At 51.4% G+C, this 12,559-nt stretch carries 10 protein-coding genes; 7 read left to right on the forward strand and 3 right to left on the reverse strand.

Annotated elements, in window-relative coordinates:
- Positions 1 to 110 precede the first annotated feature (110 nt).
- The 5 genes from EVJ20_RS01335 to EVJ20_RS01355 all read left to right on the forward strand — a co-directional run bounded on the left by EVJ20_RS01335 (position 111) and on the right by EVJ20_RS01355 (position 5,579).
- Complete coding sequence (locus EVJ20_RS01335) at positions 111 to 989, forward strand: LysR family transcriptional regulator (RefSeq protein WP_070327606.1); 879 nt, start codon at positions 111 to 113, stop codon at positions 987 to 989.
- On the forward strand, positions 986 to 2,107 hold the full coding sequence (locus tag EVJ20_RS01340) for an N-acetyldiaminopimelate deacetylase (protein WP_070327605.1): 1,122 nt from the start codon (positions 986 to 988) through the stop codon (positions 2,105 to 2,107). The genes EVJ20_RS01335 and EVJ20_RS01340 overlap by 4 nt, the downstream gene beginning before the upstream one ends.
- Before the next feature lie 267 nt (positions 2,108 to 2,374).
- A complete protein-coding gene (locus EVJ20_RS01345) occupies positions 2,375 to 3,763 on the forward strand; it encodes a cytochrome ubiquinol oxidase subunit I (protein ID WP_131465385.1) in 1,389 nt (462 codons plus the stop codon).
- A 14-nt stretch (positions 3,764 to 3,777) separates the two neighbouring features.
- Positions 3,778 to 4,809: a cytochrome d ubiquinol oxidase subunit II gene (locus EVJ20_RS01350; RefSeq protein ID WP_070327603.1), complete on the forward strand. Its 1,032-nt coding sequence runs from the start codon at positions 3,778 to 3,780 to the stop codon at positions 4,807 to 4,809.
- A 107-nt stretch (positions 4,810 to 4,916) separates the two neighbouring features.
- Complete coding sequence (locus EVJ20_RS01355; protein WP_071399517.1) at positions 4,917 to 5,579, forward strand: potassium channel family protein; 663 nt, start codon at positions 4,917 to 4,919, stop codon at positions 5,577 to 5,579.
- Positions 5,580 to 5,608: 29 nt separating this feature from the next.
- On the opposite strand, the gene EVJ20_RS01360 is transcribed toward EVJ20_RS01355, so the two are convergent.
- On the reverse strand, positions 5,609 to 6,397 hold the full coding sequence (locus EVJ20_RS01360; protein WP_201738981.1) for a Cof-type HAD-IIB family hydrolase: 789 nt from the start codon (positions 6,395 to 6,397) through the stop codon (positions 5,609 to 5,611).
- Between the two features lie 208 nt (positions 6,398 to 6,605).
- On the opposite strand from EVJ20_RS01360, the gene rnjA reads away from it, so the two are divergent.
- Together rnjA and EVJ20_RS01370 are read left to right on the forward strand one after the other, a co-directional pair.
- Positions 6,606 to 8,273, forward strand: coding sequence for a ribonuclease J1 (gene rnjA, locus EVJ20_RS01365; RefSeq protein WP_070327600.1), 1,668 nt, complete (start codon positions 6,606 to 6,608; stop codon positions 8,271 to 8,273).
- A 61-nt stretch (positions 8,274 to 8,334) separates the two neighbouring features.
- Positions 8,335 to 9,792, forward strand: a complete 1,458-nt coding sequence (locus EVJ20_RS01370) for a phospholipase D family protein (protein ID WP_131506881.1) — start codon at positions 8,335 to 8,337, stop codon at positions 9,790 to 9,792.
- 403 nt (positions 9,793 to 10,195) lie between these two features.
- On the opposite strand, the gene EVJ20_RS01375 is transcribed toward EVJ20_RS01370, so the two are convergent.
- Positions 10,196 to 11,821 (reverse strand): alpha/beta hydrolase, encoded by a 1,626-nt coding sequence (locus EVJ20_RS01375; RefSeq protein ID WP_131465608.1) that lies wholly within the window; start codon positions 11,819 to 11,821, stop codon positions 10,196 to 10,198.
- A gap of 1 nt (position 11,822) precedes the next feature.
- Positions 11,823 to 12,362 carry a peptide deformylase gene (gene def, locus EVJ20_RS01380; protein WP_131440389.1) on the reverse strand — a complete coding sequence of 180 codons (540 nt, stop codon included), beginning with the start codon at positions 12,360 to 12,362 and terminating at the stop codon, positions 11,823 to 11,825.
- Positions 12,363 to 12,559 lie beyond the last annotated feature (197 nt).

Here is a 12,559-nt window from a genome sequence, read left to right on the forward strand (position 1 = left end):
ACGATTTCCTCCTGACGACTCAAAAATTGCGAATGAACATGATATGATACAGGTTAGCAACAATGAATTTAGTATACAGTCTTAGAAACGATATAGAAATAGGTGACGTCATGCAAGTATCAGAAGTGGAAGTGTTGATCGTCCTCGCCGAAGAGTTGAATATGAGAAAAGCCGCCGAGCGGTTGTTCGTCTCCCAACCGGCTTTAAGCCAACGCCTCGTCACGATCGAGCATCAGTGGGGCAAAAAGATTTTCGTCCGCTCGACGCGAGGCCTCGCCCTCACCCCGGACGGTGAGAAAATCATCGACTTCGCGAAAAAGATGTATAGCGAAGAGCAAGAACTTCGGGGAGAGTTGACGGCCAAGCAAGGCGAAGTGTATGGGACGCTCAAAATCGCGGTCGCCTCGATCATGGGACAGTATTGGTTGCCCCGCGTCTTGAAACGATTCATGGAACGGTATCCGTCCGTCCGGGTCAAACTCGTGACGGGCTGGTCGAGCGAGATGATGCGCTATATGCTCGAAGAGAGTTTCCATATCGGGATCATTCGCGGTAATCCGGACTGGCGCGGAGAAAAGATGAAACTGTTCTCAGATTCGCTTCACCTCGTTGATATGCGGATGACCGATTTAAAGCAGTTGAAAAATAACGAGCGCTCGTTCATTCAGTTTAAGAGTGACTCGACCTATTATCAAGAAATCCTTGAATGGTGGCAAGAGCGGTTCTCGAGTCCGCCGCTCACGACACTCGTCGTCGATCAGATCGAGACGTGCAAACAGATGGCGCTGCATGGGATTGGTTTTGCCATCTTGCCGGAGTCGACGATTCGCGATGTCGAGGCGATCAATAAGATCCCGCTCACGTCGTCGAACGGGACACCGCTCGTGCGTGACACGTGGATGTTGTCGACCGACTCGATGCTCGAGCTCGCGCAAGTGAAAGCGTTTTGGGAAATCGTTGAAGAAGTGACAAAGGAGAGTGTGGAATGAGTTGGGCCATAGAAGCTAGAAGACAGTTACATTTGATTCCAGAACCGGGTTACAAAGAGTTTAAAACACAAGCGACGCTTGAGGAGTTGATTCGTTCGTTTAACTCGTCACGGGTCCACATCTCGCATTGGCGCACCGGACTGTTCGTACGTGTCGACGGTCTTGTCGGCGACAAGACGATCGGGTATCGGGCCGATATGGACGGATTGCCGATCACGGAAGAGACAGGACTGGAGTTCGCCTCGGTCCATGAAGGCATGATGCATGCCTGTGGACATGACGTCCATATGGCGATCGCGCTCGGCTTGATCAAACGCGCGATCGAAGAGCCGCTCGATCATCATCTCGTCGTCTTTTTCCAACCGGCCGAAGAAGGGCCGGGCGGTGCGGAACCGATGGCGATGTCGGAGTTGTTCTATCATTTCCGTCCTGACGCGATGTTCGGTCTCCACGTGGCGCCGGAATATCCGGTCGGCACGATTGCCTCACGACCGGGCGTCTTGTTCGCGAGTGCGCGTGAGCTCCACCTCACGATTCACGGCAAGGGTGGGCACGGCGCTTTCCCGCATGCCGGGATTGACGCTGTCATCGTTCAGGCGGCATTGATCATGCAGCTGCAGACGATCATCTCTCGCAACATCGACCCGATGGGGAGCGCCGTGATCAGTATCGGTAAAGTCGCCGCCGGCACGAAAGAGAACATCATCGCCGAGACGGCCAAGCTCGATGGGACGATCCGGGCCCTGTCGGATAAAGAAATGGTCGTCCTTGAGCGCCGGATCCGTCAAGTCATCGCCGGTGTCGAGATGACGTATAACGTCCATATCGACCTCGAGTTCGGCAACCGGTACCATGAAGTAGTGAACGACGAACGGTATTTGTTCCAGTTCGAGGAAGCGGTCGAAGACGTCGGCTATTCGTATAAGACGTGCGTTCCGGCCATGACCGGTGAGGATTTCGGCTATATGTTGAAACAAGTGCCGGGGTTCATGGTGTGGCTCGGGGTGAACGACATGGGTTCAGGTCTTCATCAAGCGACGCTCAATCCAGATGAGCGGGCGATCGATGTCGCGGTCGAACTGTTCGACCATTTCTTTAGAACGGTCATTGTGAAGTGAACGAAGCGGACACGTTGCTGTCCGCTTTTTTTGTTGAAATGTGTTGAATTGTGCTTCCGATGTGAGGAAAAAGGGAAATTATTATGATTGTAAAGCGTCAATATTGTTAAGCTTGTTCAAATGTGAACATTTTGCGAACTCAAGCATTGAGACATTACAGCGCTATATAAAATCATTATGATAGGGGTATCCAAAGGAAATTATCTATGATGTTTCGTTTCACGCATCGGTGTGAAGCGCTAGAGAGAGATAGGAGGTAATCAATAGATGTTTCAAGATCCGGTCCTGATGAGTCGGGCGCTAACGGCACTCACGTTAGGTTTTCATGTGATTTTTGCCACAATCGGCGTCGGGGTTCCACTTTTAATTTTATTGGCAGAGTTTTTAGGTATTAAAAAGAAAGATCCGAAATACACCTTGATGGCTCGTCGGTGGTCGCGGGGCTATGTCGTGACCGTCGCGGTCGGTGTCGTCACCGGTACAGCCATCGGGCTGCAGTTATCACTGCTTTGGCCAAACTTGATGCGCGTCGCCGGTCAGACGATCGCGCTGCCGTTGTTCATGGAAACGTTCGCGTTCTTCTTTGAAGCGATCTTCCTCGGCATTTATTTGTACACGTGGGATCGGTTTAAAAACCCGTGGCACCATATGCTGATCGGGATTCCAGTCGCCGTTGGTGCACTGTTCTCAGGCTTCTTCATTACGACAGTCAACAGCTTTATGAACCAACCTGTCGGATTTGATATCGTCGATGGGAAACTTGCGAACGTGAGTCCGCTCGAGGCGATGTTCAGCCCGGCGATGCCGACAAAGATGGCGCACGTATTAACGTCTGCCATTTTGACATCGGCGTTCATCTTAGCGGCGATTGCGGCCGTGCAGTTATTGCGCCAACGCCGTAACCAGCTCGACAAATTGTCTATCGAGTATCACAAAAAAGGTCTTCGTTTAACGATGACCGTCGCGCTCATCTTTGCGATTGCGACTGCGCTCGTCGGAGACTTCTCAGGTAAATACTTGGCGAAGTATCAGCCAGATAAGTTGGCGGCGGCAGAGTGGCATTTTGACACCTCCTCCGAAGCCGAACTCATCTTGGGCGGATGGCTCGAAGACGATGGTGAAGGTGGTTACGAAGTACGCGGGGCCATTAAAATCCCTTATGCGTTGTCAATCTTAGCGGGCGGTGTCCCAAACTATGAAGTGACGGGTCTTAATGAATTTGCGAAAGAGGACCAACCGCCACTATTCATCCACTATCTGTTTGATGCGATGGTCGGAATCGGGATGCTTCTTGCGCTCATCTCATTCCTGTTCGTCCTCGGACGCTACATTAAGCGATTGCCTCAATTCAGCAAACCGATGCTGATTGCGATTGCGGCGGGAGGCCCTCTCGCCATGATGGCAATCGAGTTCGGGTGGTTCTTCGCCGAGTTTGGCCGTCAGCCATGGGCGCTCTATGATTTGATGCGCACGAGTGAGGCAGCGACGACGTCGGCTAACGTAGGTTGGATGCTCATCGCCTTCGCGATCCTATATGCGGTTCTTGGCGTGGTCACAGTGCTCGTCTTGACACGTCTGTTCAAGGACAACCCAGTCGGGAAAGAACTAAAACAATCGGAACATCGCGGCGAAGCGATGTTTGCGGATGAAGTGTGATCGGAGGATATGACATGCAAATTCAAGAATTAGGGATTGCCGTATTATGGACGTTTTTATACGGCTATCTCATCGTTGCATCGATTGATTTCGGTGCCGGCTTCTTCGCTTTCTATAGTAAGTACACGAAGCGAGACCAAAAAATCAATCGCCTGATTCAACGGTATTTGTCACCGACATGGGAAGTGACGAACGTCTTCTTCGTCTTCTTCTTCGTCGGAATCGTCGGGTTCTTCCCGGATACGGCTTACTATTATGGAACGGCCTTGTTAGTACCGGCCTCTGTCGTGTTGATCTTGCTCGCGATTCGCGGAAGTTTTTATGCGTTCGCGAACTACGGTTCGAAAGAGAGTACGTTTTACGTGTTCTTGTACGGGGCGACAGGTTTATTGATTCCGGCGGCGATGTCGACCGTGCTCACGGTCAGCCAAGGCGGATTCATTAACGAGACAGAGTCGGGTGTGTTCTTTGACGGATTGAAGTTGTTCACAAACTTCTACTCGTGGACAGTCGTTATCCTTGCGATCGTGTCGGTGCTCTATATTAGTGCGATGTTCCTCTTGTTCTATGCGGACAAGGCACGTGATGTCGAAGCAGTCGGCCTCGTGCGCAAATGGGCGCTCTTCTGGAGTGTTCCGACGATCCTCGCTTCGGGCCTCGTCTTCTTCGGCTTGAAATCACAGGCGGCATGGCACTATGAAAACATTTTGGCGGGTAACTGGTGGTGGTTCGCCGCGAGTTTCGTCTTCTTCATCATCGCCGTATCGTTCGTCTACTTGAAACGCAACTACGGACTCGCTTTCTTAATGGTCATGGGTCAGTTCTTCATGGCGTGGTTCGGATATGGCTATACGCATTTGCCGTATATCCTCTATCCGTATATCGACATTAACGGAAGCGTCGTCAACGAGTCGATGGCGATCGCGCTCGTCATCGTGTTCATTCTAGGATTGCTCTTACTCGTACCAGCGTTGTATTTATTGCTTCGTCTGTTCTTGTTCGACAATGACTATGTGCGTGGAAAACGTTCAAGCGGTAAAGCATAAGACCGGGATTTCCCGGTCTTTTTTGTATAGTTTTTTTAGGGCGAATCGGTTACACTGTACGAAGAATCGGGAACAGAAACCGCTGTAGGGAAAGGGATGTTTTGAATATGACAGGTGAATTTGCAGTCATCGGGTTAGGTCGGTTTGGTGGGTCGATCGTGCGGGAGTTGTCGTCGAACGGATATGACGTGCTCGCCATCGACGTGGATGAAGAACGCGTCAATGAGTTCATGGGCCTAGCCACGCACGCGGTCATCGCCGACACGACCGATGAGAACGTCTTAAAGAGTCTTGGGATTCGTAACTTCGAACATGTGATCGTGGCAATCGGAGAAAACATTCAAGCCTCGATTTTGACGACGTTGATTTTGAAAGAGCTCGGTGTCCAAATCATCACGGTGAAAGCGACGAACGACTACCACGAAAAAGTCCTGCGTCGAATCGGTGCGGATAACATCGTCCACCCGGAACGCGATATGGGCGTCCGGATCGCCAACGGATTGATGAGCCAAAGTATCTTGGACTACCTCGAACTTTCAAATGAACATTCGATCGTCGAGATCAAGGCTTCTGATAAACTATCGAATAAATCACTGATCGATTTGGACCTTCGTGCCAAATACGGAGTCAACATCGTCGCCATCCGTCGTGGTGACGACGTCTTGATTTCCCCTCAAGCCGACGAGATGATCCTGCCGGAAGATATCTTGATCATCATCGGAAAAGATACTGACCTCGACCGGCTCGAACGCTCGCTTCGGTCAAGATAAAAACGAGAGGCGCGCGCCTCTCGTTGTTTTTAGATTAGCTTCATAGTTTTTAGTCCGTACTCGATCCCGTCTTCAAGAATCGATTTCGTCACAAAGTCGGCCGCTTCTTTTGCCTCGGCTCGTCCGTTGCCCATCGCGATGCCTGTACCGACGTATCGGAGCATCGCCAAGTCGTTCAACGCGTCACCGAAGGCGTATGTGTTCTCGAGGCGATAGCCGTTCGTCTCGATGAAGTGGCGAATGCCGTCCGCCTTGCTCGCCCCGCGATTGATGACGTCCATCGCATGCGGGTGCCACCGGATAAAATCGAATTCGCTATAAGCGTCGAGATAATGATGCTCTTCTTCAGGCGTGCAGTAGAGCAACGTCTGATAGACGTCCTGTTCAATGTGGAAGTTTGGCGCGTACGTCGGGATCGGCATATCGAGTTCACCGAGCGACTGTTCGACGACGTGGTCGTTCGGCTTCGTCGCGCCGCCATGGTCTTGTCCGAGATAGACGAGTGTGTGGTCAAACGTTCCCGCATGGTCCGTCAAACGGCTGAGCGCATGAGTCGGTAGCGTGTTCCGATAGACGATTTCCCCACGGTGGACGACGATTTGGCCGTTGTAGCACACCATGCTCTCGATTCCAAGTTGCTGCGGGATGTCTGAGAGCATCGCCGGGCCTCGTCCCGTCGCGATGAACGTCTCGACTCCGTTCGCACGAAGTTGTTCGATCGCCGCAATCGTCGAAGGCGGAATATACGTCCCTTCGTGGAGAAGCGTGCCGTCAATATCAAAAAAGACTACTTTTTTATCTTCCATTCGAATCACCATGCTTTCTCTGTCTTGTTTAGGGTATTTCTATACAGAAAAGCATACCACGAAATCAAGAAACCGCCCTCAATCTGACGTCATTAGTGAAATTTTGTCACAATATGAGCTATAATGAAGAAAGAATCTTACGGAGACATAACTTTATCACGAGAATCACTTATGTATCACATAGATGAAAATCAACTAACTAGAAGTAAGGAGAGATTAAATGAAGTTTGTAAAGAACCATCAAACCGCTGTGTTCGCATTAGGCGGACTCGGAGAAATCGGGAAGAATACGTATGTCGCTCAATTTCAAGATGAGATCATTGTCATCGACGCCGGGATTATGTTCCCAGAGGATGACTTGCTTGGGATCGACTACGTCATTCCAGATTACTCATACTTGATCAAAAACAAAGAAAAAGTAAAAGGGGTGTTCATCACCCACGGTCACGAAGACCATATCGGTGGAATCCCGTTCTTGTTGAAACAAGTCAAACTGCCGATCTATGCGACAAAGCTCGCCCTCGGGTTGATCAAAGTGAAACTTGAGGAGCACGGCTTGCTTCGCGAGGCCGAATTGCATGAAATCGATGAGGATACGATCGTCAAGTTCAGAAAGACGAGTATCTCGTTCTTCCGGACGACCCACTCGATTCCGAACTCGCTCGGTGTCGTCGTCAAGACGCCACAAGGCAACATCGTCCATACCGGCGACTTCAAGTTCGACTTCACACCGGTCGGCGAGCCGGCTGATATCGCCAAAATGGCTGAAATCGGGAAAGAAGGCGTCCTTTGTCTCTTGTCAGACTCGACGAACGCAGAAATCGAAGGGTTCACGATGAGTGAAAAAGTCGTCGGCGGGACGATCAGTGAGACGTTCCGTAAAGCGGAAGGGCGCATCATCTTCGCGACGTTCGCCTCGAACATCTATCGTCTGCAACAAGTCATCGACTCTTGTGCTGAGACGGGCCGCCACTTGCTCATCTTCGGTCGCTCGATGGAAAAAGTCATGACGATCGGACAAGATCTCGGCTTTATCAACGTACCAAAAGGAATGATTATCGAGACGAACCAGATGCGCAACTTCCAACCACATGAAGTGGCGATTCTCTGTACCGGATCACAAGGTGAACCGATGGCTGCGCTCAGCCGGATTGCGAACGGGACACACCGTCAAGTTTCGATCATCCCTGGCGACACGGTCATCTTCTCATCGTCACCGATTCCTGGTAACGCCGTGTCGGTCGGTAAAACGATCAACCAACTGTACAAAGCGGGCGCTGACGTCGTCTACGGTAAACTCACGAACATCCATACGTCAGGTCACGGATCGCAACAAGAGCAGCTGCTCATGATCCGCTTGCTCAACCCGAAATTCTTCATGCCGATTCACGGAGAGTACCGCATGTTAGTGAAACATGCCGAGCTCGCGCAATCGGTCGGGATCCCGAAAGAGAACACGTTCGTAATGGACAACGGCGAAGTGCTCGCCGTCGATGCCGATTCGGCTGCCATTACAGGAAAAATTTCGGCGAACGCCGTCTATGTTGACGGAAACGGCATCGGTGACATCGGCAATATCGTCTTACGCGATCGCCGGATCTTGTCAGAAGATGGACTTGTCGTCGTCGTCATCAGCATCGACGGCAAGACGCGAAAACTCGTCTCCGGACCCGATATCATCTCGCGCGGATTCGTGTACATGCGTGAATCGGGCAGCCTAATTCGTGACGGTGAGCGCTTGCTCAAGAAGACGGTCGAACAAGGCTTATCGAACAAGCAGATGAAATGGTCAGAGATGAAGCAACTTGTCTCGGATACACTCACGCCATACTTGGCTCAAAAAACACGAAGACACCCAATGGTTCTTCCGATCATTATGGAAGTATAAACGAACGGGCTGTAGGTGACTACAGCCCGTTTTTTAGAGAATGAAAAAAGGGGCGGTGCGTATGGAACGGAAGAAGCGTAAGACAGGTTGGCTCAAGTGGGGACTTGCCGCATTTGCGATCTTATTTTTAGTCACGATGATTTATCATCAAGTAAAACCGCTGCCAGAAGGGGTGTCTCGAGCATCCGAACCGGTAAACATCTCGGATGACCAAATCGATTTTTTGTCTGATTTGACATACCAAGGAGAAGACACCGAAGTCAATGAGCAAGAGATCTTCCAAGATGTCGAGCGATCGATCCGCGACGCCCGGGAGTATATCGTCATGGACTTTTTCTTATTCAATCCATATTCAAATGAAGATCGACCGTATCCTGACATCACGGCCCGCCTGTCGTCAGCACTCATAGAACAGATGGAGCTCTATCCGGACTTGAACGTCGTCTTGATCACAGACGAGATCAACACGACGTATAACGGTCACGCGTCTGACCATTTAGACGTGCTCAAGGAAGCGGGCGCGGAGATCGTCTACACGAACCTCGACGCGTTACGTGACCCGAATATCTTGTACTCGACGTTGTATCGCATCGGATTCCAATGGTTCGGGGACAGCCAAAACGGTTGGCTCCCGAACCCGATGGCGAAATCGGCACCGGACATCACGATTCGTTCTTATTTACGGTTACTGAACGTGAAAGCGAACCATCGCAAAGTCATGGTGACGGAGAACGACGGGTTCGTCCTCTCGGCGAATCCGCATGACGCGTCCGGTTACCATTCAAATGTCGGCGTCCGACTCGACGGTCCGATCCTAGCTGACATTCTTGAAGGGGAAGAGGCGATCGCCCGGTTCTCGAAAGGGGACGCGAGCCGTTTCCCGAGTGAAGAAAAGCTCGCCGCCTTACGTGACGAGGATTCGGACGGACCGATGCAGGTTCGTTACGTCACCGAGTCGAAAATTCAAGAAGCCGTCGTGAAAGCGATGGACGAGGCGGAAGCGGGCGAGACGATTTGGATCGGCATGTTCTATTTGGCCGATCGGAACATCATCCAAGCAATCCACGATGCCGCCGAGCGCGGCGTGTTCGTCAAGCTCATCCTTGACCCGAACACGAACGCGTTCGGGCGTGATAAGTCGGGTCTCCCGAACTTGCCGGTCACGGCTGAGCTCGTCGAAGTCAATCCGGAACAGATCGAGGTCCGTTGGTACGAAGTCGGGAAAGAACAATATCATCCGAAGATGCTCTACGTCGAAGGCGAGCAGCGTGTCGTTGTGATGGGGTCAGGCAACTATACGACCCGGAATATGAACGACTATAACCTCGAGGCGGACGTTGAAGTGACGACTGCGACCGAGACTGAGTTCATGCGCGAAGTCGATAGCTATTTCAAACGGCTTTGGAACAACGAGGACGGGACGTACACCGTCGCTTATGATGAGATTCAGACCGACTTGCCGATCGGCAAGTACTTGTTCTACTGGTTACAGAAGTTGACGTGGACGATGACCTACTGACCTAAAAACAAGCCCGTCCTCGTCAGAGGGCGGGCTTCAGCTTGTTGACTAACATGATTGCTATGGCTCGTCCTTTCGGCGCCCACGCTTTCCGCAGGCAATCCCGGAGCCGCATCGCGACTCGCGTCGCTGCTGGGTCTCCGTTGGATTGCTATCCTGCAGGAGTCGCGGCGCCATCGGACGAGCAACGCACACGGTCCCATCTGGCGGCGGTCACCGCACAAAACATGAAGAAGCTGACTAGTTTATTGGCCTGGAGAGACCGTATACATACCATTTTTTCAATCTTGTGCCGGGCAGAGTGACTCGAGGTCATCGAACATAAAAAAGACGAACCAATTCGCGAAAAGCGAATTGGTTCGTCAACAGCCTAAGCCCGTCCTCATCAGAGGACGGGCTTGTTTTATTGCGTTTCGACTGGATTGAACTCATTTGAATACTCGTATAAGAACTCGCCCGTCTCACGGAGCACGTCCGTCTTCCGATGAAGTGAGAAGTGATCGTATGGGACGGTCTCGGTACCGATATTGTTCGTGTATTCCTCGAGCAAGAGCGAGCTCGACGGTTCGATCAAGTTGAACTCGCCGCCTCGTCCTGAGAACGAATACACTTGGACGGAGCGGGGCCACGTCTCAAGCTTGGCCTGGAACGACTTGAGCCCATCAGAACTCGGCGACAAGTCGCGGATGGCCGGACTGCCCGTGTTCACACCGAAGTTGCTGGCGGATAAACCGAAGTTGGCGAGGCGCGTCCCGGCGAACGGGCTATCAAACGTAACGAGCTTATCGACGATATACTCGTCTTGGTTCAAAATGTAGTTGGCTGCGGCGACACCGCCCATACTGTGACCAATTACATACATGCGGTCGAATGAACGGTTTCGTTCCGCTTTGTACTCTTCGATGGCGAGGTTCAACCATTTCGTCTGGTTGTTCAAGGACGCTTCAGCATCCTCATATTCAATCCGGACGATCGGTCGGTTCGAACTGTAATCATTGATGACGCAGTCGACCGCTCCTTTCGCTGTCACTGTACAAAGCGCACCGTCTTTGGCAAGTCCGCGCTGCTCCATGTATTGGGAGAAGCGGAGGAACGTCCGGTCGGTCCCGAGCAGGCCGTGGACGGCGAACGTCGGGATGAACTCATCGGTTTGGGCGGCTTGACGGATGGCTTCGACTTTTCGATCGTTCGTCAGCTCTTCACGTACGGTCACGATAATGATGGCTAACGCTAACAGGATGATCAACATACCGAGCACGCGCGAACGGATTGATGTCCGGTCGGGGTTTCCGACATTTTTCCTAGATCTCCGCCAAACGAAGAAAGCAGTCACACTAGCAATGAGGGCAACGACGATCGTGATGATCCACGCTTTGACGTTCGGTACGTGCGCGACAAGCATCATATTGTTTTGGCGTCCGCCGTACACTTGCCACTCGACTTGTTTCATCGAACGAGGGTCAAGGCCGGTCCCGTCCTCGACGAACACACCGGTCGGTACCGTCAAATTGAAACGGATGTCGGCTTGGCGGATGTAACGCTCGGCGAGTTCTTTCGGGGAACCGCTCAAGTTGACACCAGGCAAGTCGACGCGATCGAGACGTAAATCCAAGTTCGTCTTCAATACGTATGAATCGAACCAAATGCCGTCTTCCTTTTGAACGTCAAATTCCACGTCGGGGGGAACGAGGACACCGGCCGGTCCGGTCTTCCATTCCTGTTTAATGTTTTGCAGCTCATCGACGTTTTTGAACGTCTTCTTTAACACCATACCTTCGTAATCGTCTTCGCTCGAATAGTCTCGAGTCGCATAGCCGTTATCGTTCGCTTGTTGTTTCCACGTTTCCCAGTCGAGCCGTAAGTTTAATAGCTTCATGACCGGGTGATCGCGGAACGCATACGTCGTCTCGAGCGTGACAGACTGATCGTAGTGGACGGTGGCGTCATATTCGATCCGGACGCATCCACCGATTAAAAGAAACAAGAATGGGAATAGGAACAACAGTGTCTTTTTTTTCACGCTCGTCACCTCAGATCGGTTCACCGTATGTTTCTAGCGGATTGGTCGTATTAATGCGGTCATAAAACAGGACGCCGTCCAAGTGGTCGAGTTCGTGTTGGCAGACGATGGCTCGCATCCCGCGAAGACGTAACTTGATCGGATTGCCGTCACGGTCAAATCCTTCGAGGGTGATGCGACGGTGACGGGGTACGTTGCCTTTGACGATGCGATCGACAGATAAGCAGCCTTCACCGCCGTTCAAATACGTCTGTTCGAGCGAGTGACTCGTGATTTTCGGATTGAAGATCGACAGCTTGAACGTCTCTTCTTCCTCTTTTAGTAGGACGGTGAAGAACCGGCGATTGACACCGAGTTGTGGTGCAGCAATTCCGACACCGCCGCGAAGCTCATATTTCTCACTGATCTCAGGGTCTTGGCTGTTGACGAGGAACGTTTCCATCTCGTCGAGCAGGGCGAGGTCTTCTGCCGTAGGTGGAAGCGAGACTTCACTTGAACGGTTACGGAGCCGCTCATCTCCTTCACGAATCACGTCTTTCATTGTTAACATGGGTAAACTTCCTTTCCAATTGCGATATGTCCAATTATATCATATTTAATGAGCGAATCGCTCAGATGGTACAGAAGGTGAAATGAAAATGATACAGAGCGTAAAACATTCGAAAAATGTGTTCATGTAAGCGTTTTTATGGAGTGAGCATATTTTTTGCGTTATTGTAACAACCCGTTTTATACTGACAAGGAAAC

It is taken from the genome of Exiguobacterium sp. SH0S1 (genome assembly GCF_004337165.1).
GTDB classification, from domain to species: domain Bacteria; phylum Bacillota; class Bacilli; order Exiguobacteriales; family Exiguobacteriaceae; genus Exiguobacterium; species Exiguobacterium aurantiacum_A.

What these genes read in the sequence shown, in the direction of transcription:
- EVJ20_RS01335 (WP_070327606.1), top strand. Translation starts at nt 111, where the DNA reads ATGCAAGTATCAGAAGTGGAAGTGTTGATCGTCCTCGCCGAAGAGTTG.
- EVJ20_RS01350 (WP_070327603.1), top strand. Translation starts at nt 3,778, where the DNA reads ATGCAAATTCAAGAATTAGGGATTGCCGTATTATGGACGTTTTTATAC.
- EVJ20_RS01340 (WP_070327605.1), top strand. Translation starts at nt 986, where the DNA reads ATGAGTTGGGCCATAGAAGCTAGAAGACAGTTACATTTGATTCCAGAA.
- rnjA (WP_070327600.1), top strand. Translation starts at nt 6,606, where the DNA reads ATGAAGTTTGTAAAGAACCATCAAACCGCTGTGTTCGCATTAGGCGGA.
- EVJ20_RS01355 (WP_071399517.1), top strand. Translation starts at nt 4,917, where the DNA reads ATGACAGGTGAATTTGCAGTCATCGGGTTAGGTCGGTTTGGTGGGTCG.
- def (WP_131440389.1), bottom strand. Translation starts at nt 12,362, where the DNA reads ATGTTAACAATGAAAGACGTGATTCGTGAAGGAGATGAGCGGCTCCGT.
- EVJ20_RS01345 (WP_131465385.1), top strand. Translation starts at nt 2,375, where the DNA reads ATGTTTCAAGATCCGGTCCTGATGAGTCGGGCGCTAACGGCACTCACG.
- EVJ20_RS01360 (WP_201738981.1), bottom strand. Translation starts at nt 6,397, where the DNA reads ATGGTGATTCGAATGGAAGATAAAAAAGTAGTCTTTTTTGATATTGAC.
- EVJ20_RS01370 (WP_131506881.1), top strand. Translation starts at nt 8,335, where the DNA reads ATGGAACGGAAGAAGCGTAAGACAGGTTGGCTCAAGTGGGGACTTGCC.